Origin of the sequence: Prauserella shujinwangii (assembly GCF_003001955.1) — a bacterium.
Taxonomy (GTDB): Bacteria; Actinomycetota; Actinomycetes; order Mycobacteriales; family Pseudonocardiaceae; genus Qaidamihabitans; species Qaidamihabitans shujinwangii.
Genome location: NZ_PVNH01000009.1, coordinates 1 through 23,401 on the forward strand (window position 1 = coordinate 1; position 23,401 = coordinate 23,401).

Below are 23,401 nucleotides of genomic sequence, written 5' to 3' on the forward strand. Positions count from 1 at the left end.
TGCCCGGCCTCGTGGTGACAGGTGACCAGCCGGTTCAGGTGGCGCTCGTCGGTGATACGGGTGCCCATCGAACAGCCCTCTCTGTGGTGACGGTGCGTAACGGATGGTGGGTAGGGGGTGCCGGGGCGGGCACCCGGTGCGGGTGCCGCCTGGCGAGTGAGATCGGGAGTGAGATGCGGTGTTGGGAGTTAGATTCCTCACTCGCCCGGCTCGCCGCCCTGGTCAGGTGTGAGCTGGGCAGAGTTAGCGAGTGAGTGAGTGAGATCGGCGGCCGCGCGGCCGGTCCGTGGCCCGGTTCGCGGGGTTTGGCGACCGTCGCGGCGGGCTCACTCACTCATCGAGGTCGTCGGTGGACTGCTCGGCCAGTCGTTCACGCACGGTGACCGGATCGATGAGGTTGCGGTTGCCGGTGCGGGCGACCTTGACCCCGAGTTCTTTGAGCGCGGCCACGAAGGTCGGCACGGTGTGGTCCTGGTAGGGCCGCCAGCGTGGGGCGAGGTTGCGCAGCGCGCCGAGCACGTCCCCGGCCGGGACCCGCTCGGTGCCGAGCACCGTGTCGAGGTCGGCGAGCAGGTCACGGTCCTGCTCGATCTGCGGGGCCGGGCGGTCCCCGGCGACCGGTGTGCCGGGGGCGAGCTGGCCCATCGCGCGGGCGATGACGTCGGTGGCGGCGTCGAAGCCGGTGTCGTCGTCCACGGCGATGAAGAAGGTGCGCACGATCTCGAACAGCTCCTCGCCGACCCCGGTGACGACCATGGTTCCCCGGTCGACGTTGAACCGAAGATCGGTGGCGCGGATCCCGGCCGCGAAGCTGCCGTCGCCGAGGAACCCGTCGTTGGAGCGCCAGGTCTTGACGGCGAAGCAGCCGTTGATGCCGACGTTCTCGACCAGCTCGCCGGGGATGGCGTCGGTGCGGGCGGACTGGGTGTCGAACCCGAGCACCACCCCGGTTTTGCGGCCGCGCTTGACCACCGCCACCGCCAGTTCGGCGGCCTGCTTGCCGAACTCGGCGTGCCCGAACAGCTCGTGGCACTCACTGAACAGCACGATCAGCGGCCGTAGGTCGGGGTGTTTCTCGGCGACGGGGCGGGTGAGCTTCTTCGCGCCGATCTCGGCCAGCCGTGCCTCCCGGCGGGTTACCTCCGCATACAGCTCGTGCAGATGCTCGGTGGCTTGCTCGGCGTGCTCGGAGCCGGTGCCCTTGTGGTAGCGGGACAGGCGCGGGGCGTAGGCGTCGAAGTCGCCGTTCATGGCGAACACGTGCACCCGCAGCTCCGCCAGCGGGTCCAGGGCCGCGCCGAGCATCACCACCCGGCAGCCGTTGGACTTGCCCTGTCCGGGCTGGCCGCCGAACACGAAGTTCGACCCGACCAGGCAGAACGGGACCTGCTCGCCGCGCTGGGTGATGCCCACCGGCACCCCGGCGAACACGTCGGCCGCGCCGTCGTGCAGCAGCGGGTAGTCCGGTGTGGGCTTGTCCATTACCCCGGAGTCGGCCACGTAGAGGTTGACGAAGCCGGGCTTGCCGCCCTTCTCCTTGCCGTAGTCGGACGGCCAGACCTCGACGGCGTTGCGGTTGAGGTTCTTGGCCAGCACGGCCCGCTTGTCCGCGACCATTTCCGGGGTCACGCCCATCGGCAGGTCCACAATGGCGCGGAAGCCCTTGAACACGCCGTGGCCCTCGCGGGTCGGGGTCAGGTCGAAGCGCGGCACCCACCCGTCCTTGAACGCCCTGTTCAGCGCCGGGATGGACAGATGCTGCAACGCCCGCACGATCCCGTCCGCGGTGACCAGCGACCCCTCACCGTCCCCCGCGGTGGCCGACGGTTGGAGCCAGGCGGGAGTGGAGTTGCGCTTGCGGCCCTCGTTCCACAGGTAGAGCACCGCCACCCACGGCGCGGCCAGCACCAGCGGTCCCCACACGATCGTCACCACCCACGCGACCCAGCGGACGAAGTCGATGACGGCGGCGATCGGGGCCAGGATCAGCCCGGCGTCGGAGTCGGCCACCGCGAGCACCATGCCCAGCGCGAGCAGCAGCGCGACCACGGAGGCGATGCCCACGGCGACGGCCTTGGCCAGCGCGAACGGGGCGTCCAGCCAGTCCATCACCCGCTTGTGGCGGCGCTCCTTGAACAGCTCCGCCCGCGACTCCCACTCCTGAAGCCGGTCCAGGTCCCCGGCCAGCTCGGCGGCGCGCTTCTGCCGCTCGTACAGCGAGCTGGACTTGGCATCCCACAACCGCTTGCCCACCGCGGCCGCCCCGGCCGGCACGTAGAGCACATGCCGGGCCACCGTCTTCGCCGTGGACTTCGTGCGCTCGTGCGTGGCCACCCGGCGGGTCACCCGCCCGACGACAACCAGGTCACGCTTGTAGGCCTGGTAACGAGCCAGCGCCTTGGCCTTCTCACTGGTCAGCCGCCGGTACTCCGCATCAGAGACCAGCTCACCCTCGACCACCTCGGCCTCGACCGGCCGGGCCAAGCCGGTGGCGTCGTGGGTGGGCAGGTAATGCACTCGCGCCAGCTCTTCCCCGGTGTGCTCGTTGTCGTGCTCGGTGCTCACTGGTCCTCCCCCGTGCGGTGCTCGTCGCGAAGCTGACGGGCGCGCGCGGCCGAGCAGCGCAGCCCCTTACGGATCGACTCCGCCGAGGTCGGATCGACCCGACCGGCCTCGACCGCCGCCGCCAGCTCGGCGCGGAGCTGCTCCATCGACCGCGCCGGGCGCGGCTCGATCAACCCCCGATTGACCCTCGACTCTCGCTGGTCAGCGCCCCGGTCGAGGGTGGCGACACCACCCGAGTCGCCCCCCTCGTCGGTGGCATGGTCGGCGTGGTCGATCGCCTCGGCGACCGACGTGCCGAGCGTGGTCGGGCGGTCGGCGTCGAGCAGCGCGGCCAGCTCCCGATCCAGCGCGTCCAGCTCGCCGTCGACAACCGGGTCGACGGGCAGGCCGGGCACGATCGCAGCCTGCAACTCCCGGCGGCGGCCGACCCGGCCGCGGGCGAGGACGTAGCGGCCCGGCGCGTACACCAGCCGCGCGATGCCATCGGGGTCGATCTCGGCCACGGCCTGCCGCACCGCTGCCTTCCGTACCCGCGCGGCCTTGCGCTCAGCCAGCCGCGCGATCCGGGCCTCCTGCCGCTCGGCGCGCGACCGGCGCGGCGCGGCCGTCACAAGCTGATGCGCCAGCACCCCGGCCACCGACGCGACCCCCATCACCACACCCGCCGAGAGGCCCCGGTCGAGGCCGTGCAGCGCGTTCAGTCCGAACGCGACGGCGGCGAAGCCCCACACCCCGAGCTGCAGCGCCCACACCGGCCGCTGCGGATGCTTCGCTCGGGACACCTGGACGGCCAGCGCGAACGCCCACATGCCCAGCTCGGAGATCACCGGCAGGGCGTAGCCGGTCGCCGTGCCGTAGACCTCGGCACCGTAGGCGGCCATCGCCGGAATCGCCATCACCGCGCTGACCACGGCCAGCGGGTAGATCAGCAGGTCGACCACGTGCGCCGACCCCCACCCGCGCAACCCCGCCAGTGCGGCTCGGCGGCGCTGCGCCCGCTGCTGCTTCGCAGTACGGCGGGCCTGCTCGCGGGCCTGCTCGTGGGCGTGGGCCTGCTCGGTCGCGGCCCGGTTCGCCTCACTCAGCGCGGCCAGCCGCACCGCCTCCGCCTCCGCGGCGGCCAGCCGGTCGGCCCGCTTCTGCTCCGCCTCCGCCGCACGATCCCTGCGACGCTCGTCTCGCCACGTGCTCACGCGCTCGCCCCCGTCCCGGTCGTGCCGTCACCGCCGTCGGTGCCGTTGGTGTCGTCGCTGGTCTGCTCGGTGGCCGCCAGGTGCCGCCGCTGCTCGGTCTCGGCACGGATCGCGCGCTGCTGCCGGGCGTGCCGGAACTCGTGCACACCCCACGCGGCACCGGCCAGCACCGACACGACGGCCAGCCACACGCTCACCGTCGCCGCGAGCAACAGCGGCACCCCGACCGCGACCAGCTCACCGACGTGCCAGCCGATCCAGGACACGACCCGATCCGTGCGGGTCGCCTGGCCCTCAAGCCGTGCGCGTTCCTGCTCAGTCATGCGGGCACCTCCCGGTCGAAGTAGTGGTTGATCGGCCCACGCGGTGGCTGACTGGCCTGCCGCGTGGCGTAGCCGTCGAGACGGCGCATGGCCACCTCCAGCACCCGCGCGGCGAGTACGAGGGGGATCCGTGCCAGGTGCAGCAGCAGGAACAGCACCACCGCACCTGCGAACCGCAGCAGCGCCGCCGTGCCGTAGCGGGCGAGAACGTCGAATGTGGACATCACCACTCGCCCCCTTCCGGCCCCGGCGCCGGGGCCTCGTAGAGGAAGCGGAACAAGGCTTGCTGCAGCTCCACGTAGTCGAGCGCCCGCATCCGCCCGGTGGGGTAGCCGTGCCGTCGCAAGACCTCGATCACGTCGGCGAGCAGACCGAACGTGAACCGTGGGTCCTGCCCGGACTCGGGCAGCGGCAAGGGAAAGGCGCGCTCGCTCATGTGTGCTCACCCCCACGGGCCTGCTCGCGGATGGCCAGGGCTTCGAGCTCGACGGCCTCGCTGGCGTGCCACTCCCGCTCCAGCGGCAGCAGGCCGGGGTCGTCGGCGCGGGTGGTGTGCCAGTCGGCGCGTTCGCGCAACCGGCCCGCGACCTCGTGGGCGGCCACGTGGGAGATGAGCCGATTGAGTTCGTGCGGGGTGTAGGTCACGTGGTTGTCGGTGATCCGCGCGGCCATCCGGACAGCGGCCGGGATGAGCCGGGCGCGGGTGGTGCGTAGCATCGGGTGCCTTCCCTTCGAGTCCTGTGCTGGCTGGTGGGGGAGCCCCGGGCCGGTGGTGTTCTTGGCGGAAGTCGCCGGTCCGGGGTCAGACACGGTCAGGCGGCCCATCGGCCCACCCCCAGCGCTTGGGCCTGCCGCCGGGCCGTGTCGGCTTGCTGGCGGGCGAGGTCACTGCCCTGGGCGGCGAGGTGCTCGAGCACGGTGGCCTTGCGCTCGTACCAGCGGGCCACCTGCTCCGGCGACGCATCCACCGCCGGGCGCGAAAGGTGCAACTGGCCCAGCTCGGCCAGCACGTTCGGCGCGGCCATCACGCGGCCTCGCTCTCCGCCACGACGGCCACGTCGAGCCGAGCCGGAAGCGACCGCAGCGCCTCGCGCTCAGCCCTCCGCGCCGAGCGCCACGCCCGGCGCTGGTCGGTGAACTCGTGCGAGAGCCGCACCGACGCCGTGCGCTGCTCGGCGGCGATCTCCCGATCGACTTCCTCGATCAACCGCTCGATCTCGTCCCGCTCGGAATACCTCACGTCCATCTCCTGAGCTGCGCGAATGTCGGGATCGGCCGCCAGGTCGAGCACTTCACGGGCCTGGTGGTTGGTGATCTGTCCGGTCTTCATTCGCTTCCTTTCGTCGATGACAGGCGCTAACGCTAGCGCTACTAATAGCGCTCATGCAATTGGTGGGTGCCTTGGAACGTCGTACGGTTGCGGGGAGTTGGAGGTGCAGGCGGCGCGGTAGCGCTACCGTTGGCGCTGGTAGCAGTGCGCAGAGGAGGGCTTAGTGGGCAGGGATTGGGACGCGGTAGCCGAAGCCATCAACACCCGATTGGCGCAGTTGGAGATGACGCAAGCGGAGCTGGCGAGCAAGTCGCGGGTCAGCACCGCGACCTTGCGGCAGATCCAGCACGGTGTGGCGAAGAGGCGCAGCCCTCACACCCTCGCGGCGATCTCCGAGGCGCTGGGCTGGCCGCCGCGTCACCTGGAGCAGCTGTCCGAGGGCGAGAGCGGGAGTCCGGACGCGGATCGCATCGCACGGCTGGAAAGCACCGTCGCCGAGCTTGAGCAGCGTGTTCGAAGGCTCGAAGATGCCTCCGCATCCGGCTAGGCCGCGAGCTGCTGGAAGAACGCGGCTATCCCGTCCACGACGCTTCCAACCCATGCAGCTAGCTCCTGCACCCACAGCGCCGCGTCGGCCGGGTGCTTCACCACCAAGACCAGCAAGCCGAGCACGATCAGCGTTCCGAGCACCTTCGGCATCGCGCTCGTGCCGCCTGCCATCGGCACGATGTTCTTCTTCGACATGGCTTCCTCCCGAGGGGTCCGTCACCGCGGCTTCGGTAGGCCTCTGTGGCGTTCGCGGTGTGCTGCCTTCCATGTCTCTAATTCAAGCTGGCAAGCCTCTGACCAGCGATGAACCGGCAGTGCACCCGCAGTGCACTCGGCTCGCACCCAGCTCGGCGGGCGGGGGGAGCGGGCCGTGGAGGTAGTCGATGTCTGGACCGGCCAGCGAGCGAGCGCCCTTCAGAAGGCGCTACGGCTGACGAACGAGCGCTTCGCCGAACGGCTGGGAACCGCTGTGCGGACGGTGGCGAAGTGGCACGCCAACCCAGACGCGCAACCCACACCGGAGATGCAAGAGGCGCTGGACACGGTGCTGTTCGAGGCCTCCGAGCAAGCACAAGCACGCTTCGGTCTCATGGTGGCGGCAGAGAACGCGCAGCCAGCCGGGAGCACACCGGAGGTCACACATGACGCGGACCTGACCGCAGCGGAGCGGCGACTCAACGCCGACCCGAGCATCGGGGCCGCGCTCGAATGGCTCGACCGGCAAGCCGACTGGGCACCGGGCACCGCGCGGCAACGAGTGGCCGCCAAACTCGTCAGCCTCAATCCCAGCGCCCTGCACGACCGGGGCCAGCGACGCAGCCGCGTCAACCGCGACCAGCTCGCGTCCGCGCTACGCGACTTCTACACCGATCTACCGCCCGGATACGGCACCTACAGCGCCAAGCACGACGGCGGCCGACACGTCCGTACCAGCGTTCTGACCTGCGCTGACTGGCTGGACCTGGCCTGCCCGCTGGACCCGGAGCACGATCGGGCCGCGCTGGCGAGCTTGAGTGCCGAGGACGGGGGAGAAGTCGACGCAACCGGCCTCGACGCCGCCGCGCAGCGGCTCGCGGAGACCCTGGAGACCAACACGCGCCTGGTCGACGCGGCGCTGTATCGGCTGGTCGACATCGACATCGGCCGCGGCCACCTGGCGGGCGCGTTCGGCATCACCTCGTTCGTCCAGTACGCGCTCACGATGGACCTGCTCGAAGGCGAGGTGGTCGACGCGCTCGCGGACGGCCGCGGGCTGACGGGCGAGAACCTGCCGCTACGGCGGCGCTACCTGCCGGATACCCGTGTGGTGCTCGACGTCGGCGGCCGGACGTGCGCGGGCGGTGCGCTGGCGCTGACGGCCATCGCCCGCCCGGCCGGGCCACGTCGAGCGCAACCGGACTACCTGCTGTTGGTGCAGGAACGCGGCGGGCGGGTGCTCAACGCCGCGCGGCGGCTGGCGGTCATCCCGAAGTGCTTCCACGAACCGCTCGCCGACTACCGGGAAGACACCCAGATCGGGACCACGTTGCGGCGGGAGATGGAAGAGGAGCTGTTCGGCCGCGACGACGTGGACGGCACGATCAGCGCCCAACGCCACGCCGACCCGATGCACCCGGCCAGGTTGTCCGCGCCGATGCGCTGGCTTGTCGAGTACCCGGACGCGTGGGCGCTGGAATGCACCGGATTCGGGATCAACCTCGTCAGCGGGAACTACGAGTACCCCAGCCTGGTTGTCATCCATGATGAGACCTTCTGGACCGAGCACGGCGGGAGCATCGCCGCGAACTGGGAGTCCGACAGCCTCAAGCAGTACTCCAGCCTCGACCGCGACCTGCTCGGCGAACTCATCGATGACCAGGCCTGGAGCAACGAGGGCCTGTTCGCCTTCCTGCAAGGCCTCCGACGCCTGAACGAACTCGGCGGCGAGCGCATCAACGCACCGACAGTCGAATGGGAGCTTGAATGAGCGAACGCAGCTGGTACAGCGGCAACGCCGCCGACGACGGGGCGGACACGCGCGGCTGGATCCTGGGGCACTTCATCGACCCCTCAGCAGGTGAACGCTCGACCGAAACACTCGAAGTCAAGTGGGGCATCCACAAGGCAGGCGAACAGCGGGCCGACTGGGTGACCGGTGACAAGCGGACCACCCTCGTCCTGCTCGTACAGGGCCGTTTCCACGTCAAGTTCCGCGACGGCGACGCGCCCCTGACCAGGCAAGGCGACTACCTCGTCTGGGGACCGGGAACAGACCACTCATGGCAGGCAGAGCAAGATTCGGTCGTTATTACCGTTCGGTGGCCTTCGTTGCCCCAGTAGCTGCCAGTTGTTCTACGCATGAACGTATGGCGGGCTCATGCAAGCCAACTTGCCAAACTGATTAGGGCTACAGCGACAACGGACGCCAAGAGCGATACTTGTACTCTGCGATGCTTTTGCCAAGCAACCTTGCTCATTACAACGAGTTGCCGTGACAAGACAGGAAGTGTATCACGGTATGCCAATACTTCGGCAAGTTCGAACGGTGTCCAATGCCGCAAATGACCGAAGTATATGAAGTTATCGCTGGCCTCGTTCTTCATTTTGCTGCTTCGGAGGCGTGGTGTTACCACGGATATTGCACATAGTACTGCGAATGCAAGGATAGCCAAACCGACATCACGTAGTATCGCTGGGAACGAGTTCAGGTCAGCCAAGAGTCGACGACTGTCTGAAAGCGTAATTACTCCACCGAGGATCACTGACTCGATTGTGGCTGCGAACGACGCTTTAGCGTCAACTTTGCCGGTCCACTCGACAATAGCTGCATGAACCCTCCAGGCGGTTTCGACAGGATCGTGGTCGGTCATAAATTCCATAACCAGCTTGACCCGTAGACCGTCATTGTCTCCCCGCCAACCTCGCGCGACTCCTGCGTCCACATATCTCGCCCGTCGCCCGAGTGCTTCGATGAGTCGTGCATGCTATGGTAAACCTGACTTGTGATGTATGTTCGGTATGCTCCGTTACGGATATCGCTGAGTTTGGCGGCTACATTTGGTGCTCTGCCAACCGACACGAGATCGTTGCTTCCGCGGACGCCGCCGCGAACGATCAGAGTTTCACCTGAAGCAATGCCAACACATTGAGATATCCGGAAATTGCTGTTGCGGATCGAACTGTATTTCGCTTCCACCTTGGGCTTAATGACGTTGAGAACCGCTGCATTAATTTGTAGGCCACATTTCGCAGCAGCGGTGTTTTTGGAGTCACCCACAAAGATGCCCATTACGCGGTCGCCGTCAAAACTGACGATCGTGCCGCCACGAGCTTTGATCACGCGACAGGAAGCGTCAAGGAAGGACCTGATCACTTTCGCGGCCACGCGCCGATCGAAATCTCGTGCGAGTCGTGTCGAGTCGGCTAGGTCTGCGTACAGGTAGACCGCATCGAGGACGACTGCGCCGTTAGATAATGCGACATCTGAGGTGTCTGGTACAGTGCGCCCCTCACGGCGGTTCCAGTCGGCATTTACGACGTTCTGAACGGCACTATCGATCTCATCTGACAGGGACATCGTGCTCACTTCGGATGGTTGGGGACAACGGTCAGCCACTGGCGTGCCTCAAGGCTAGCGGCTGAGACCGACATGATCCTTATGTCGCGAAGGGGTGGCTCCGTGTTACGCGGAAGGGGTGGCTCTGTGTTGCAGTTAAGAACGTCGGCTGTGCACGGCCGTACCCGAGTTGTGCGACGCATGGATAGACGGTCCCGAGGACCCGCAGTTCAGCCACCTTACATATCCATTCAGCAACTCAGGTGGCTCCGGCCTGCCTGGGTGAACCGGCCGTGATCGCTACGCTTGGCTCGTGAGTGTGGAGGGAGTCGCAGGCGACCGACGAGCGCCTGCGTGGGAGCGCGACGAGGTGATCCTCGCGTGTGACCTCGTTGTACAGAACGGCTGGCGGGAGCTTCGCCCTGCCGACCCGCGGGTGATCGAACTATCTTCGCTGTTGCAGCGTATGCCGCTGCATCCGCCAGCTGTCCGAGGATTGAAGTTCCGGAATCCGAACGGCGTAGCACGCAAAACGGTCGATCTTGTAACCAGCCATCCCGGTTACGACGGGAAGCGGACCAAGGGCGGCAAGATCGATAGAGAGGTCCTGCATGACTTCCTCACGCGGCCGGAGGAGATGCAGGCCGTGGCACGGGAAATTCGAGCCGGTATTGAAGACGGTTCATTCGAACGTCTGCCGGAGACCCTGGACGCTGACTCCGGAGATGCTGTCGAGGCATCAGAAGGTCGGCTGCTGGCCCGCCGATACTTCGCTCGCGAGCGTAACCCGCGGCTCCGTGAAAAGAAGATCAACGCGTTCGTCAAGCAGCACGGACGCGTCTTCTGCGAGGTGTGCGGGTTTGATTTCGAGGCCACGTATGGGACGCGGGGCGCAAGCTACATCGAGTGCCACCACGCGGTCCCGTTGCATATGTCCGGTGAGACAACGACGCGGCTGCGCGACCTCGTGCTGCTGTGCGCCAACTGCCATCGCATGATTCATCGTGGCTCGACCTGGCTGACCCCGGCAGAGCTTCTGGCGATCGTCAGAACCGAGTGAAGCGGAGCCGTAGTCTCAGTTGTGGTCTCATTCGCCCACGTTCGTCGCGGGACGCCGAGGTGCGCTGAGTGTCGTTCGTGCTGGTCAGCGGCGCGGTGACCTACCCCGTACGTGCGCACGCACAACTTGAAAGCGAGCGACCCGCGAGGGTCCGGGGGTTCAAATCCCTCCGCTTCCGCACCTCTGACCAGGGAAAACGCCGGTCGGCCCGGACCACTCCGGTTGGACAACGCACCAGCGGCAGTAAAGGCCACCTTCAGTGCGTTCAACGCAGCGAGGGTGGCCTTCACTGCCGCCGACAGGCGGGTGGGACGGTCAGCGGGCCGGGTGGGTGTGGTGGTGGTTGTCCTGCTCGGCGGTGGGGGCGCCCGGTAGGTCGCGGTCCACGTGGTCGGCGTGGAACAGCGCCTGTGCCAGCAGTCCGCGCACGTGGTTGTTCGCCGCCGAGTAGTAGACGTACGTGCCTTCGCGGCGCCCCTTGACCAGCCCGGCCAGCCGTAGCTTCGCCAGGTGCTGGCTGACGGCGGTGGGCGCCGCCCCGGCCAGTTCGGCGAGGCAGGCCACCGACGACTCGCCCTGCAGCAACGCCCACAGGACCTTGATCCGGGTGGGGTCCGCCAGCAGCCGGAACGACTCGGCCGCGAGGTGGACCTGCTCGTCGTTGGGCATGTCGAAGTCCGACAGCGACGCGTGCATGTGACCGATGCTACCCGACCAGCCCATTGGTTGCGTATCTGCGTGCTTGCGAATATATGCTGGCAATGTGACACCAGCGGAACGCGGCCACGGTCATGCGCACGGGCACGGCGCCGGAACCCCCGGTTCGCTGTGGAGCCGCCTGCGGCACGCGTTCACGCCACACAGCCACGACAGCGCCGACCGGGTCGACACGGCACTGGAGTCGAGCAGGCGCGGCATCCGCGCGCTCGTCCTCTCGTTCACGGCCCTGTTCGCCACCGCGACCGTGCAGCTGGCGCTCGTGCTGGTGACGGGTTCGGTCGCGCTGCTCGGCGACACCATCCACAACTTCGCCGACGCGCTGACCGCCGTGCCGATCGGCATCGCGTTCGTCCTCGGCCGCCGCGCGGCGACCCGGCGGCACACCTATGGACTCGGCCGGGCCGAGGACCTCGCGGGCGTGGCCGTCGTCGTGGTCATCGCCGCCTCGGCGGTGCTGGCCGGGTACGAGTCCGTGCGCAGGCTCGCCGAGCCGCAGTCCGTCCAGCACCTGTGGGTGCTCGTGGCCGCGGGACTCGTCGGGTTCGCCGGCAACGAACTGGTGGCCCGCTACCGGATCTCGGTCGGGCGGCAGATCGGCTCGGCCGCACTCGTCGCTGACGGCCTGCACGCGCGCACCGACGGCTTCACCTCACTGGCCGTCGTGCTCGGCGCGCTCGGCCTCGCGCTCGGCTTCCCCCTCGCGGACCCGGTCATCGGCCTGGCGATCACGGTGGCGATCCTCTTCGTGCTGCGGGACGCGGCGAAGGAGGTGTTCCACCGCCTGATGGACGCCGTCGACCCGGAGATCGTGGCGCGGGCCGAGGACGCCGCGAAGGCGGTGCCCGGCGTGCTCGACGCGGGCTCGCTGCGCATGCGCTGGGTCGGGCACACGTTGCGCGCGGAAGTCGCGGTGACCGTGGACGCCGCGCTCACCGTGCGGCAGGCCCACGACATCGCGCACACCGTCGAGCGCCGCATGTGCGACGTCGTGCCCCGGCTGGCCGCCGCCGTGGTGCACACCGAACCCGCCGTCGGGGCCGAGGCGGCCCACGGCGAGGCGTGACACCGCCTCATCGTTCGGTCAGCGCGAGCCTGCCGGCGAGGGCCACGAAAGCACCCGCGAACGTCCGGCGCAGCCAGGTCAGTATCCGCGGCCGGGAGATGACGCGGTCGCGGATCGCGGCGGCGAACATGCCGTACGCGACGAACACCACGAACGTCAGCGCCATGAACACCGCGCTCAGCCACACCATGTGGCCCAGCGCGTTCGGCTGGCCCGGGGTCACGAACTGCGGCAGGAACGCGAAGAAGAAGATCGACAGCTTCGGGTTGAGGACGTTGATCAGCACACCGGAGGCGATGACCCGGCGGGCCGAGCGCGGCGAGTGCTCCTCCTCCACCGCGAGGGTGCCCTTCTCTCGCACCGTGCGCCACGCCATGTAGAGCAGGTACGCGACACCGAGGTACTTCAGCACCTGGAACGCCACCGCGCTGGTGTGCAGCAGCGCGGCGAGCCCGGTGATCGCCGCGGCCATGTGCGGCAGGATGCCCAGCGTGCAGCCGAACGCCGCCACCACGCTCGGCCGCGCACCCCTGGCGAGGCCCGCCGCCGCGTGTACAGCACGCCGGTGCCCGGGGTGGCCACGACGACGAGCGACGTCAGCAGGAACTCGATGCTCATGGCCGTCCTCTCGGCGTGGGGCCGCCCTCGGCGGTGCGGAACACCATCATCCCCGTGAACGAGCCGCCGCGGCCACCGCGTTTCGCCGCTTGTCGACACAGCGCTGCGCGACCGTGCGCGCCCCGGTGGCGTTCATCCGCCAGCGCGCCATGCGCCTGCTGACCCGGAAGTGCCGCGCCACCGTCGTGTCGGTCCACCTGCGGAACGCCGCGACCCGCGCCGCGGCGCACGGGATCAGCAACTCGCCGGACAGTTCCGCGGCCTCGCGCTCCACGGTGCGGCTCCCGCCCCGGCACGTCTCGTCCTCGGTGAGGAGCAGCCCGAACTCGTGCTCGAGCAGGACGTGCGCCATCTCGTGCGCGATGGTCGAGCGCCGCCGGACCGGGTCGTGCGCGTGGTTCTCGATGATGACGCTGCCCGTGCCGACGGCGACCAGTGCGGCCGAGAACGCGCCCGGTCTGACCTCGGTGAGGTGCCGCACCGCCGCCCTGGGCAGGGAAGGATGGCGGAGGTCGTGCACCTCGATGCCGTACAGCTCCGCCAGCGCGTACGGGTCCAGCGGGGCGAGAATCCCGATCCCCATTTCCTCGCGTACCTCGAGCGCGAGCCGCCGCGCCTCCGCCTTGAAGCCGTGCCTGAGGGTCACTCAGCTCTCCTGCCGGTCCGCCCTGATCCTGCGCATCGTCGTGCCGACCACCTCGAGGAGGTACTCCTTGTCGGCGTCGGTGAGGTCGTCGCGGGCCCGCAGCAGCAGCGCGAGCTGTGCCTCGAGCGCGGGCCCGGCCTGCTCGCGGCGCTGTCCGCCGGAGCGCACCATGAACTCCTCGGCCGGGGTGCCGAGCCACTGCACGAGCCCGATGAACCCGTCGAGGTCCGGCCGCTGGCCGTTGCCCATGCGGCTGAGCAGGGACGGGCTCACGCCGGCCTCCTGCGCGACCTGCCGCCAGGAGAGCCCGCGCGCTCTTCGCTGTGCGTCGAGCGCGTCGTAGAGCCGCCGCGCGTCCATCCGGCCTTCCATGTCCAGCCCTTCCGCGAGTCGTCGGGGTTTTTCAGTACCACGGGGGTGTGTCAATCCTGCCATCGATCGCGACGCTGCTACAGTGTTGCGTAACTGGAACAACGTGGCACCGGTGAGGAGCGGTCATGGTCCGCAAGCGGTACGTCGTGCGATTCCGGGTCTCGCCCGACTCGCTGACCTGGCTCGTCGAATGCGAAGGCGAGGTGCTGTCGCGGCACTGCCGCAAGCGCGACGCCGTCCGGGAGGCGGCGGGCCGGGCCCGGACCACCCGGCCGAGCGTTCTCGTGATTCACCGGATCGACGGCACGCGGTCGGGTGAACGCCGGTACGGCCGCGACCAGTGACGGCGGGATCGGCCGGAAGGGCGCGGCGAAGCCGAGCCGTACCGCGCTCGGCGCGATTCCGCCACGGCGTACGGTTACCTCCCGATGAAGCGCTTGCTGTTGCCGTTCACGCTCGCCGTCCTCCTCGCCGCCTGCGGGACCACCGGGGAAACCGACGGTCAGGCCGGGCCCGCCCCGACACCCGCCCCCACCACCGCGCAGTCCGTGCGGCCGAGCCCGAGCACCACCGAGTCAGCGCCTGCCGCGCCGACCACGCCGACCACCCGGCGCGGTCCCGACTGCGCACCCGTGGTGGCCGAGCTGGCGCCCCGCGAGCGGCTGGCGCAACTGCTGGCCGTCGGGGTGGAGCCGAGCGATCCGGCCGCCGCGGCCGCGCTCGTGCGGCGCGAGCAGATCGGCGAGATCTTCATCGGCGGCAACGCCACGGAACTGCTCACCGGCAACGCGCTCGCCCGCGTCCAGCGGGCGGCGAAGGTGCCCGTGTCGGTGGCGGTGGACGACGAGGGCGGCCGCGTGCAGCGCCTCGACATGCTCGACGGCTCACTGCCCAGTGCCAGGGAGATGGCGCGCACCATGAGCCCCGCCGAGGTGCGCGACCTCGCGGAGAGGCGCGGCCAGGCGCTGCGCGCGCGGGGCGTCACCGTCGACTACGCGCCGATCCTGGACCTCACCGACGGCCCCGCGAACGGCGTCATCGGCGACCGCTCCTACAGCAGTGATCCCGCGGTGGCGCAGCGATACGCGTTCGCGTTCGCGGAAGGGCTCGCCGCGGCGGGAGTCCGCCCAGTCTTCAAGCACTTCCCCGGACACGGCCGCGCCAGCGGCGACTCGCACGCCACCGTCGTCACCACGCCGCCGCTCGCGCGGCTGCGCACGCACGACCTCGTTCCGTACGAGGACGTCGCCGGGTTCGAGGGCGCGGGGGTCATGGTGGGGCACCTCGACGTGCCGGGTCTGACGGACGGCGAGCCGTCGTCGCTGTCGCCGGCCACCTACCGGCTGCTGCGCGAGGACTACGGCTTCCCCGGGCTGGTGATCACCGACGATCTCGGCGCCATGCGGGCCGTTTCCGACCGCTACTCGCTACCCGAAGCGGTGCTGCTGGCCCTGCGCGCGGGAGCGGACCAGGCGCTGTGGTCGTCGGGTGGGGATCCCGGACCCGTACTCGATCGGCTGGAGCGCGCCGTGACCGCGGGCGAGCTGCCGGAGGAGCGCGTCCGCGAGTCGCTCGAGCGCGTGCTGCTGGCGAAGGGCGCCTGCGCGTAGGCAAACGCTCAGCGGCCGTGGCTCGTCGCCACCCCGGTCCGTCGCCGGACCCGGTGCCAGGGCATGCGGACCCCGGCCAGCGCCGTCAACAGCGACTGCACCACGGCCAGCCACAGCAACTGCCGGTACGCGAACTGCTGGACCGGGAGCGCGAGCAGTGGTCGCAGCGGCTCGCCGGCCAGGCGGAACGCCACCACCGCCGGGGCCGCCTGCAGCACCTGGAACGCCAGCCACAGCGGCACGGCGCGCCCGCCCTCGCCCGCGAGCAGGCCGGAGACGACCGCGAGGTCGGCCAGTGGCGCGAGCAGCGGCAGGACGAGGCCGAACACCACGCGATAGGGCAGCCCGCGCCTGCCGAGCCTGCCCTCGGCTCCCGTGCCGCGCACCGCGCTCCGGTGTTTCCACCCGGCCTGCAGGCTGCCGTAGGACCATCGGTAGCGCTGCCGCCACAGCCCACCGAGCGTTCCCGGCACCGCGGTCCACGCCCGCGCCGAAGGGTCGTGCACCACCCGCGAGCCCGCCCGTTCCAGCGCCATCGCCAGGTCGGCGTCCTCGGCGAGGGTGTCGGTCGGCACCCCGCCGAGCCGTCGCACCGCCGACCGGCGGAACGCTCGCACCGCGCCCGGCGGCGCGGGCAGGCACCCGAGCACCGTGGACAGCCTGCGGTCGAGGCCGAGCCCGGCGACGTACTCGATGTGCTGCCACCCGCCGAGCACGCCCGTGCGGTCGGTGACGGCGGTGTTCCCGGACACAGCGGCCACCCGGGGATCGGCGAAGTGCCGGGCGAGTCTTCCCACGGCGCGCCTGCCGAGCGTCGTGTCGGCGTCCACGGCGACGACGATCTCGGTCCGCGCGGCGGACAAGCCCGTGTTGAGCGCCGCGGCGCGGCCCGAGCGCACCTGCCGGATCACGCGAACCCGGCGCAGGCCGAGCCGTTCCACGAACCCCGCGGTGCCGTCGACCGAGCCGTCGTCGACCACGACGACCTCGACCGGGTGGTCGGACGACAGGATCGAGCGCAGGGTTGCCTCGATGCCGTCGCGCTCGTTGTGCGCGGGCACCACCACCGTCACCGGGTCGCGGCAGGCCCGAGGCGGTCGCTCGGGCCTGCGCCGGAGGGCGGCGAGCGCGAGCAGCAGCCGCGCCCCGGCGAGGACGCAGATGATCACCAGGACGGTGTCGAGTGCGGCGGCGAACGACTCCGCTGCCTGGACGGCGAACACCAGCAGCCAGCCGCCGACGACGAGACGGGCGTCGGCCTCGGTGGTGGCGTGCACGACACCGACCGAGTCGCTGACGGTGGTCAGCCGCCAGCCGTCCGCGCGCAGGCTGGGCAGCAGCCGTTCCAGCGCCGCGACCGTCTGGGACCGGTCGCCACCGCCGTCGTGCATGCGGAGCACCGCGCCCCGACGGTCCGCGGGGAGGGAACCGGCGACGATCCGGTCGGTACCGGGGTGCCCTCCATCGCCTGAGTCCACATCGGACAAGACGGTGAGCCTGCCCTGCGCCGCGATGCGTTCGGCGACGCGCCAGCCCGCGTCGTCGAGCTCGGCGGGAGTCACGGGTCCGGGTGGCCGCACGAGCGGGGCGTTCACCCCGGCGGCGCCTGCCAGTGCCAGGTCGGTGGCGCGCAGTTCGAGCGCCGTGCGCAGCTCACCGGCCGCCCGCAGGTCGGTGTGCGTCGCGGTGTGGGAACCCAGTTCGTGGCCTCGCTCGGCGATCTCCCGCACCAGGCCCGGATGCCGGGCGGCCCCGGCACCCGTGACGAAGAACGTCGCCCGCGCTCCGAACCGGTCGAGGACGTCGAGTACGGCGGGAGTCCACACCGGATCGGGTCCGTCCTCGAACGTGATCGCGAGCGTCCGGTCTCTCGGCCGTGACGCGACGGCCGGATCGGGCCGGGCGTCCACGACGGCGCCACCGGCGAGCACCTGCCGTGGTACGCCGGTGGAATCGCCGGTTTGCCAGGACAGCGGTCCGGTGGCGGCGCCCGCGGTCACGATCGCGTGCAGGGCGAGCAACAGGACGGCCGACACCGTCGCCGTGGCCAGCAGCAACCAGTGCGCCCGCGGCGAGGGTGCCGTCCTCGCGTGCCTGGACACGGGTCAGGACCCGTCCGGCCGGGATCGGTGCCCTGGCGGTGTGTCGGGTGCGCGGGGGTTTCGGTTCTTCGTCTCGTCCGGAGTGGACGACGGAGGTGCCGCGTCCGGCTCGGTGGACCCGGCAGGCGCGGCCGGTTCGGCCGGCGCGGGCCGCGTGGGGGCGTCCGGGTCGGCGGATCCATCGGTGGGCCCCGTCGTGCGCGGACGGTCGGGGGTGATGGTCGGCGGGCGCTCCCGGCCGGTTCCGGCCGGGGGAGCCGGTGGTGGAGCGGGATCGCCCGTGGCGGAGGTGGGTGGAGGTAGCAGTGCGGTCGGGACGACTCGGGTGCCGAGCACGGCGGCGCCGAGCACGGCCAGGTAGCCGGTGACGAGGACCGCTCCGGCGACGGCGAGGCGCCGGAGCGTCCGGCGTCTTCGTCCGGTCGGGTCGACGAACACCGGCGCCAGCTCGACGGTGCGTTCGGTGGCGTGGGTGTCGTCGTGGTGTCGTGGTCGGGACATGCGGGCTCCGGGACGGGGACCCCCAACCTAGACAACGTCGTTTGCGCTGGTCCAGCCGACCCTGGACCGTTATTTCCTTACCACGAAAGGATTTCGCGAAGGGACTTCACGGACGAGCCGTCGTGAGGTCGGCGATCAGCGTGTCGAGGTCGAGGTGCCTGCCCTCGGTGCCCGGCGGGACCAGCTCCAGGGTCGCGCCCACGAACCGCAGTACGTCACTGTGCCGCAGCTCGACCACGGCGTAGCCGTCCGGGGACTCGAGTTCGAGCAGCAGCGTGTCGTCGTCGAGCGACAGGTCGGGGCGCACGCGGACGTCCCCGATGCCGGTGGGCTGTTCGAGACCGACCACGAGCAGGTCCCTGGCGAACTCCCACTCCACCCACTCTCCGGGCTCCACCCGAAAGGACAGCCCGACCGTGTACGGCTCGCACGTCACGTACGACAGGCGCGACAGCACCCTCGTCCCGTCACCGTTGAGGGACACGAACTGAGTCTGGTGTACGGCGTCGTTGTTCACCGGCCCGCTCCCGTCTGTCTGCGCCGCCCCGCGCGGCGAACAGCCTGTTCATGGGAGAGACGACCAACCGGCCTTCCTGTGATGCGCCATTCGGGCGAATCTGAAGTCCGACTACGGGTAGCACGTGACTCCGCGTCCTCGCCCGCCCGGGTGGGCGGTTCCGCGGTCGCGGCGAAGACACGCCGTGCGTCAGTGGCGCATCTGAATCGCATTCACTCTATCGAGTCGTTTCCGCCGTGAAGCCGGAGTGGACTAGTGACAACCTCTGGGCCGGACGGTAGACACCCAGGTGACTTCGGCCGCGCTCGCGGCCGGTTTCGCCTGGGGACCTTTCGAGACGCCGTCGCGGGGCGACCCCCCGCCGGGCGGTTTCGGATTCCGTCGATGGAGGAACTGATGGCGCCCACGGTTCTGCGGAGCACGCCGCACGAGGCCGAGCTGCTCGACCGGACCGGGATCATCGCCGCCAGCCTGCCCCGGCAACGCCGGGCCGACACCGCCGAGGCCAACCTCGCCCTGTTCTCCCCGCCCGAGTCCGCCGAGCAGCCGGAGGACGTCCTTCCGCCGAGGCGGATGCACCGGTCGGGCATCGCCAGCATGGCCGCCGCGGTGCTGATGTTCGTGGTCGCGGTCGGTGGCGTGCTCGGCGCCCAGCGGCCGGACTCGCCGACCCTCAACGTGGCGGGCGACCTGAACGAGCGGGAGTCCACGCGGGAACCCGCCACGACCACGTCACCCGCCGCGCCGAAGCCGGAGCGGCGCACGTCCGAACCGGCACCGAAGCCTCCCGAGTCGTCGCCTCGACCCGCTCCCGCGCCGGTCGAGGAACCCGCCGAGTCCGTGCCGGAGGTCGTCGCCGCTCCCGCGCCGGAGCCGGAGGCGTCCGCACCGGCGGGCGGCACCGGATCCCCGGCGCCGGAGGAGCCCGCGGCCAGGATCGATCTGCCTCCGTCCCGGACCAGCGGCAGCGTGCCGGACATCGAGGAGGAGATCCGCAGGCTGATGGAGCCGATGTACCGCGAGGCCGAGCAGTCGGCGCGGTGGCAGCAGCAGTACACCTACCGCTGGCCGGACCTCAAGCAGTACTTCGAGCAGCTGCGGGGCTGGTGACCCTCGGCAAACTATGTGAAACTTACTCGCATTCCGGTCCCGGGTTCGGTTGTCGGAAGGCGGGTACATGCGACGTGGCCTGGTTCTGCTCAGTTGTGTCGTGCTGGCGCTCTCGGGAGTCGTCGGGGTCACGCCGGTGAGCGCGCGGACCCAGCCCGAACCCTGCCCCTGGGTCGGTTCGGACGCGCCTGTCGAGGAGCGGGTCGGCCAGGTGCTCACGCGCATGACGCTCGACGAGAAGCTCGCCATGGTGCACGGTTCGGCCGGGCCGTTCGACTATGTGGGCCCGGTCTACGCCGGGCTGGTCCCCGCCATTCCCCGGCTGTGCGTGCCCAGGCTGGGCCTGTCGGACGGTCCCGCGGGTGTCGGCAACGGCAAGACCGGCGTCACCCAGCTGCCCGCTCCGCTCGCGCTGGCCGCGGGATGGAGCAGGGACCTCGCGGCCGAGTACGGGGACGTGCTCGCCGCCGAGGTGCGCGGCAAGGGCGCCGATGTCGCGCTGACCCCGAGCGTCGACGTCTTCCGCGATCCCAGGGCGGGGCGTGGCTTCGAGACCTTCGGCGAGGACCCGTACCTGATCGGCGAGCTGGCGGCCGCCGAGATCGAGGCCGTGCAGAACCGCGGCGTGCTCGCGCAGGCCAAGCATCTCGCCGCGTACACGCAGGAGACGTTCCGCAACACCGCGCTGGGCAACGCGGTGGTCGACGAGCGCACGTTGCAGGAGATCTACCTGGCGCCGTTCGACGCCGCCGTGGCGGCCGGGGTCGCCTCGGTGATGTGCGGCTACAACTACCTCAACGGCGTGCACGCCTGCAACAACACCTACCTGCTGAGCCAGGTCCTGAAGGGACAGTTCGGCTTCTCGGGGTTCACCACCTCCGACTGGTTCGCCATGCACGCGAGCCACGCGGCCGCGAACGCGGGGCTGGACATGCAGATGCCCGGCGGATGCCTGTTCGGGCCGCGGCTGCGGGCCGGGGTCGAGTCCGGCGCGGTGCCGGCCACGCGGCTCGACGACATGGTCGCCAGGATCCTGCGGCAGATGTTCCGGCACGGGCTGTTCGACCGTCCCCGCACCGGGTCGCCGGACGCCGTGGTGACCGGCCCGGAGCACGCCTCCGTCGCCCGGCGGGTGGCGGAGCGCGGCACCGTGCTGCTGAAGAACGACGACGCCGTGCTGCCGCTGACCGGGACGGACTCCGTCGCGGTGATCGGGCAGGCCGCGGGGGCCGGGGTGATCGGCTCCGGCGGCGGCAGCGCCCACGTCATCGCGCCGTCGATCGTCACGCCGTACGACGGGATCGCGCGGCGGGCGGCCGAGTCCGGGGCGACCGTCCGGTTCGACGACGGGCGCGACCGGGGCCGGGCCGCCCGGCTGGCGGCCGATTCCGCCACCGCGGTGGTGTTCGTGGGCAAGTGGTCCTCGGAGTCGAAGGACCACGGTGACATCGCACTGTCCGATGCGGACAACAAGCTGATCGCGGAGGTGGCCGAGGCCAACCCGAGGACCGTCGTGGTGCTCAACACCGGTGGCCCGGTGACGATGCCGTGGGTCGCCGACGTCGCGGGCGTGCTGGCCGCGTGGTACCCCGGGCAGGAGTACGGCGACGCGATCGCCGCGCTGCTGTTCGGTGACGTCAACCCGTCCGGGAAGCTGCCCGTCACGTTCCCGGCCGACCTCGGCCAGGTGCCCGCGAGCGGCGCCGACCGTTTCCCCGGTGGCAGGCACTCCGAAGGGCTCGCCGTCGGCTACCGCTGGTACGACCAGCAGGGCAGCGATCCGCTGTTCCCGTTCGGGTTCGGCCTGTCCTACAGCGCGTTCGCCTACGACGGGCTGCGCGTCTCGCCACCCACGGCCGACGGCGCGGTGACCGTCACCGCGGACGTCACCAACACCGGCGAGCGGGCGGGTGCCGAGGTCGCGCAGCTCTACCTGAGTCACCCGGAGCCAGACGGCGAGCCGCCCCGCGTGCTGCGTGGGTTCGACCGGCTGGAGCTCGCGCCGGGGGAGACCGGGCAGGCGCGCTTCGTCCTGGACGCGCGGGCGTTCTCGCACTGGGACACCGGCTCCCACCGCTGGGTGCGCAGCGCCGGTGAGTACACGTTGTCGGTCGGCGGCTCCTCGCGGGACCTGCCGCTGACCGGGACGGTGAGCTTCGCGGACACGGTCGCCACGAGCGAGCCGACCCCACCGCCGCCTCCGGGAGCCCCCTCGGGTGGCGACGACGCGCTCACCACGCTCGCCAACCTCGTGACGTGCCCGAACGAGGCGCTGTTCACCGGCGCGGTGGGCGCCGCCTCGGTGTTCGGATTGTCCCGGCCGGAGCAGGCGGAGACGCCGCCGCGCGACCCCGACAGCTGAGCCGGGGCCTCAGGAGAACTCGGACACGAAACGCACGTCGCCGTCGGCCGACTCGGCGAATCGCAGCAGCCGCCTGCCCTCCGTGGTGAGCGCAGCGGTGTCCTTCCTGGACAGTCGGCGGAACGGCCGGATCTCCAGCACCGCGGACTCCTTGTCCCGCCGGATCTTCCAGTCTCCGTGGACGAAGCCGTCGACGAGGAACACGGCGGGCTGGATGCCGTTGGGCGTCCGGATGCGCTTGCGGTCGTCCTCGCCGATGACCCGTGTGCGGTCGGCGTGCGAGAGCAGCAGGTTGTCGAACTCGGGCAGGAACCGGACGGGTGCCGGGGTGTCGGCCGCCGGTCTCGGTGCCTCGGGCAGGTCGAACAGTTCCCTGCCCTCCGGGGTGCGGAAGGTACGCAACCGGGGCCGCAGCCCCTCGACGACCTCACCGAGGCGCGTCAGCCCGCACCACGTCTGCACATCGCGCACGGAGGCGGGGCCGAACGCGGCGAGGTAGCGCAGGATCACCCGCTCGGCGTCGGGCTTTTCCAGCGGCTTGCCCAGCCAGTCCTCGGCGGTCGCATATGTCGGTTGCCCGCTTCGGCCCCACACGGCGCGGGGCGGAACCTGGACCAGGGGCAGCAGGTTGCGGGCGGCGTAGGCGAGCGCTGTCGACCCGTGCTCCGGCCAGTGTGTGCCGAGTGCCGCCGCGAGCTGGGAGTTGGCCAGTGGTCGCTCGGCGAGCGCCGCTCGCGCCAGTTCGGCGAGCCGGTCCAGGTCGACCCCCGCCAGCCGCGGGGTGTGCATGGTGTGGCCCCGCAGGTCGCGATCCATGACCGGCTGCGTGAACGGGCGCAGGACCAGGGCGTCGGCCGCGCTGTGCAGGTGCACGGTGCCGCGCAGGGTGACGATGCGGACCACGTCGCGGTTCTCCAGCAGGCGGGCGAGGGTGTCGGGGGCGAACTCGCGCAGGCGTGTCCACAGGCCGAAGTAGGGCGGGAACGGTGCCTGGGCCTGCAGGCCGAGGAGATGCTCGACCATCTCCAGCGGAGTCCGGGTGTCCCTGACGAGCAGGGACTGGCGGGCGAGCAGGGCCCGGTTCAGCGCGCGGCGGTCGAGGACGTCCATGGGTGCGTTCTATCGGCGCAAGCGGCCAGTTTCTGACCTGATTAGCGCGGAAGGCTTAGCCGAGTGAGACCTAGGTCACATGGTCGAGGTCTACCGATTAGTAGCCGAGACAGTGGGCGTGGGCCGGTTTCATCCGATCGCCCGTTCCCCGTTCGCTGGCCCGCAGGAGGAATTC

27 protein-coding genes and 1 pseudogene are annotated in these 23,401 nt (G+C 70.4%); 9 read left to right on the forward strand and 19 right to left on the reverse strand.

Features of this window, described 5'->3' with window-relative positions; all coding sequences use genetic code 11:
• Nucleotides 1–330: 330 nt before the first annotated feature.
• The 8 genes from B0I33_RS20980 to B0I33_RS21015 all read right to left on the reverse strand — a co-directional run bounded on the left by B0I33_RS20980 (nucleotide 331) and on the right by B0I33_RS21015 (nucleotide 5,411).
• Nucleotides 331–2,565, reverse strand: coding sequence for a cell division protein FtsK (locus tag B0I33_RS20980; protein WP_106180565.1), 2,235 nt, complete (start codon nucleotides 2,563–2,565; stop codon nucleotides 331–333).
• Nucleotides 2,562–3,758, reverse strand: a complete 1,197-nt coding sequence (locus B0I33_RS20985; RefSeq protein ID WP_106180566.1) for a hypothetical protein — start codon at nucleotides 3,756–3,758, stop codon at nucleotides 2,562–2,564. Before B0I33_RS20985 ends, B0I33_RS20980 begins: the two co-directional genes overlap by 4 nt.
• Nucleotides 3,755–4,081 (reverse strand): hypothetical protein, encoded by a 327-nt coding sequence (locus B0I33_RS20990; protein WP_106180567.1) that lies wholly within the window; start codon nucleotides 4,079–4,081, stop codon nucleotides 3,755–3,757. Before B0I33_RS20990 ends, B0I33_RS20985 begins: the two co-directional genes overlap by 4 nt.
• Nucleotides 4,078–4,305: a hypothetical protein gene (locus B0I33_RS20995; protein ID WP_106180830.1), complete on the reverse strand. Its 228-nt coding sequence runs from the start codon at nucleotides 4,303–4,305 to the stop codon at nucleotides 4,078–4,080. Before B0I33_RS20995 ends, B0I33_RS20990 begins: the two co-directional genes overlap by 4 nt.
• Nucleotides 4,305–4,517, reverse strand: coding sequence for a hypothetical protein (locus B0I33_RS21000; protein ID WP_106180568.1), 213 nt, complete (start codon nucleotides 4,515–4,517; stop codon nucleotides 4,305–4,307). Before B0I33_RS21000 ends, B0I33_RS20995 begins: the two co-directional genes overlap by 1 nt.
• Nucleotides 4,514–4,798 (reverse strand): hypothetical protein, encoded by a 285-nt coding sequence (locus B0I33_RS21005; RefSeq protein WP_106180569.1) that lies wholly within the window; start codon nucleotides 4,796–4,798, stop codon nucleotides 4,514–4,516. The genes B0I33_RS21000 and B0I33_RS21005 overlap by 4 nt, the downstream gene beginning before the upstream one ends.
• Before the next feature lie 95 nt (nucleotides 4,799–4,893).
• Complete coding sequence (locus tag B0I33_RS21010; protein WP_146147538.1) at nucleotides 4,894–5,106, reverse strand: hypothetical protein; 213 nt, start codon at nucleotides 5,104–5,106, stop codon at nucleotides 4,894–4,896.
• Nucleotides 5,106–5,411, reverse strand: coding sequence for a hypothetical protein (locus B0I33_RS21015; protein ID WP_106180571.1), 306 nt, complete (start codon nucleotides 5,409–5,411; stop codon nucleotides 5,106–5,108). The genes B0I33_RS21010 and B0I33_RS21015 overlap by 1 nt, the downstream gene beginning before the upstream one ends.
• Nucleotides 5,412–5,574: 163 nt before the next feature.
• On the opposite strand from B0I33_RS21015, the gene B0I33_RS21020 reads away from it, so the two are divergent.
• Entirely contained in the window at nucleotides 5,575–5,898 is a 324-nt protein-coding gene (locus B0I33_RS21020) for a helix-turn-helix domain-containing protein (RefSeq protein ID WP_106180572.1), read from the forward strand.
• Here the strand turns inward: B0I33_RS21020 and B0I33_RS21025 are convergent.
• Complete coding sequence (locus B0I33_RS21025; RefSeq protein WP_106180573.1) at nucleotides 5,895–6,095, reverse strand: hypothetical protein; 201 nt, start codon at nucleotides 6,093–6,095, stop codon at nucleotides 5,895–5,897. The genes B0I33_RS21020 and B0I33_RS21025 overlap by 4 nt on opposite strands.
• 175 nt (nucleotides 6,096–6,270) lie before the next feature.
• Here B0I33_RS21025 and B0I33_RS21030 point away from each other — a divergent pair, with 175 nt between their 5' ends.
• Complete coding sequence (locus tag B0I33_RS21030; RefSeq protein ID WP_106180574.1) at nucleotides 6,271–7,866, forward strand: transcriptional regulator; 1,596 nt, start codon at nucleotides 6,271–6,273, stop codon at nucleotides 7,864–7,866.
• Nucleotides 7,863–8,219, forward strand: a complete 357-nt coding sequence (locus B0I33_RS21035; RefSeq protein ID WP_106180575.1) for a signal peptidase I — start codon at nucleotides 7,863–7,865, stop codon at nucleotides 8,217–8,219. The genes B0I33_RS21030 and B0I33_RS21035 overlap by 4 nt, the downstream gene beginning before the upstream one ends.
• Before the next feature lie 35 nt (nucleotides 8,220–8,254).
• On the opposite strand, the gene B0I33_RS30940 is transcribed toward B0I33_RS21035, so the two are convergent.
• Both B0I33_RS30940 and B0I33_RS21045 read right to left on the reverse strand, forming a co-directional pair.
• Entirely contained in the window at nucleotides 8,255–8,758 is a 504-nt protein-coding gene (locus tag B0I33_RS30940; protein ID WP_425440507.1) for a Pycsar system effector family protein, read from the reverse strand.
• The gene (locus B0I33_RS21045; protein ID WP_106180832.1) at nucleotides 8,746–9,456 is read right to left on the reverse strand and encodes an adenylate/guanylate cyclase domain-containing protein; all 711 of its coding nucleotides are present in this window, start codon (nucleotides 9,454–9,456) and stop codon (nucleotides 8,746–8,748) included. Before B0I33_RS21045 ends, B0I33_RS30940 begins: the two co-directional genes overlap by 13 nt.
• Before the next feature lie 292 nt (nucleotides 9,457–9,748).
• On the opposite strand from B0I33_RS21045, the gene B0I33_RS21050 reads away from it, so the two are divergent.
• Nucleotides 9,749–10,495 carry an HNH endonuclease gene (locus B0I33_RS21050; RefSeq protein WP_106180576.1) on the forward strand — a complete coding sequence of 249 codons (747 nt, stop codon included), beginning with the start codon at nucleotides 9,749–9,751 and terminating at the stop codon, nucleotides 10,493–10,495.
• A 315-nt stretch (nucleotides 10,496–10,810) separates the two neighbouring features.
• Here B0I33_RS21050 and B0I33_RS21055 read toward each other — a convergent pair whose 3' ends face one another.
• A complete protein-coding gene (locus tag B0I33_RS21055) occupies nucleotides 10,811–11,191 on the reverse strand; it encodes an ArsR/SmtB family transcription factor (protein ID WP_106180577.1) in 381 nt (126 codons plus the stop codon).
• Between the two features lie 67 nt (nucleotides 11,192–11,258).
• On the opposite strand from B0I33_RS21055, the gene B0I33_RS21060 reads away from it, so the two are divergent.
• Nucleotides 11,259–12,278 (forward strand): cation diffusion facilitator family transporter, encoded by a 1,020-nt coding sequence (locus B0I33_RS21060; protein WP_425440508.1) that lies wholly within the window; start codon nucleotides 11,259–11,261, stop codon nucleotides 12,276–12,278.
• A 7-nt stretch (nucleotides 12,279–12,285) separates the two neighbouring features.
• Here B0I33_RS21060 and B0I33_RS21065 read toward each other — a convergent pair.
• From B0I33_RS21065 to B0I33_RS21075, 3 genes and pseudogenes are all read right to left on the reverse strand, one after another.
• Nucleotides 12,286–12,896, reverse strand: a pseudogene (locus B0I33_RS21065) (LysE family translocator).
• Nucleotides 12,897–12,942: 46 nt separating this feature from the next.
• On the reverse strand, nucleotides 12,943–13,542 hold the full coding sequence (locus B0I33_RS21070; RefSeq protein WP_106180579.1) for an ImmA/IrrE family metallo-endopeptidase: 600 nt from the start codon (nucleotides 13,540–13,542) through the stop codon (nucleotides 12,943–12,945).
• A complete protein-coding gene (locus B0I33_RS21075; RefSeq protein ID WP_106180580.1) occupies nucleotides 13,543–13,914 on the reverse strand; it encodes a helix-turn-helix domain-containing protein in 372 nt (123 codons plus the stop codon).
• Between the two features lie 125 nt (nucleotides 13,915–14,039).
• Here B0I33_RS21075 and B0I33_RS21080 point away from each other — a divergent pair, with 125 nt between their 5' ends.
• The gene (locus B0I33_RS21080; protein ID WP_106180581.1) at nucleotides 14,040–14,258 is read left to right on the forward strand and encodes a DUF2188 domain-containing protein; all 219 of its coding nucleotides are present in this window, start codon (nucleotides 14,040–14,042) and stop codon (nucleotides 14,256–14,258) included.
• Between the two features lie 84 nt (nucleotides 14,259–14,342).
• Nucleotides 14,343–15,524 carry a glycoside hydrolase family 3 N-terminal domain-containing protein gene (locus B0I33_RS21085; protein ID WP_106180582.1) on the forward strand — a complete coding sequence of 394 codons (1,182 nt, stop codon included), beginning with the start codon at nucleotides 14,343–14,345 and terminating at the stop codon, nucleotides 15,522–15,524.
• 8 nt (nucleotides 15,525–15,532) lie between these two features.
• On the opposite strand, the gene B0I33_RS21090 is transcribed toward B0I33_RS21085, so the two are convergent.
• From B0I33_RS21090 to B0I33_RS21100, 3 genes are all read right to left on the reverse strand, one after another.
• A complete protein-coding gene (locus B0I33_RS21090; RefSeq protein ID WP_106180583.1) occupies nucleotides 15,533–17,626 on the reverse strand; it encodes a bifunctional polysaccharide deacetylase/glycosyltransferase family 2 protein in 2,094 nt (697 codons plus the stop codon).
• A 3-nt stretch (nucleotides 17,627–17,629) separates the two neighbouring features.
• Nucleotides 17,630–18,127 carry a hypothetical protein gene (locus B0I33_RS21095; protein ID WP_106180584.1) on the reverse strand — a complete coding sequence of 166 codons (498 nt, stop codon included), beginning with the start codon at nucleotides 18,125–18,127 and terminating at the stop codon, nucleotides 17,630–17,632.
• 106 nt (nucleotides 18,128–18,233) lie between these two features.
• A complete protein-coding gene (locus tag B0I33_RS21100; RefSeq protein ID WP_181193396.1) occupies nucleotides 18,234–18,644 on the reverse strand; it encodes an SsgA family sporulation/cell division regulator in 411 nt (136 codons plus the stop codon).
• Nucleotides 18,645–19,040: 396 nt separating this feature from the next.
• Here B0I33_RS21100 and B0I33_RS21105 point away from each other — a divergent pair, with 396 nt between their 5' ends.
• Nucleotides 19,041–19,754 carry a hypothetical protein gene (locus B0I33_RS21105; protein WP_106180585.1) on the forward strand — a complete coding sequence of 238 codons (714 nt, stop codon included), beginning with the start codon at nucleotides 19,041–19,043 and terminating at the stop codon, nucleotides 19,752–19,754.
• Between the two features lie 67 nt (nucleotides 19,755–19,821).
• Nucleotides 19,822–22,116, forward strand: a complete 2,295-nt coding sequence (locus B0I33_RS21110) for a beta-glucosidase family protein (protein WP_106180586.1) — start codon at nucleotides 19,822–19,824, stop codon at nucleotides 22,114–22,116.
• Nucleotides 22,117–22,125: 9 nt separating this feature from the next.
• On the opposite strand, the gene B0I33_RS21115 is transcribed toward B0I33_RS21110, so the two are convergent.
• Nucleotides 22,126–23,226, reverse strand: a complete 1,101-nt coding sequence (locus B0I33_RS21115; RefSeq protein ID WP_106180587.1) for a winged helix DNA-binding domain-containing protein — start codon at nucleotides 23,224–23,226, stop codon at nucleotides 22,126–22,128.
• Nucleotides 23,227–23,401 lie beyond the last annotated feature (175 nt).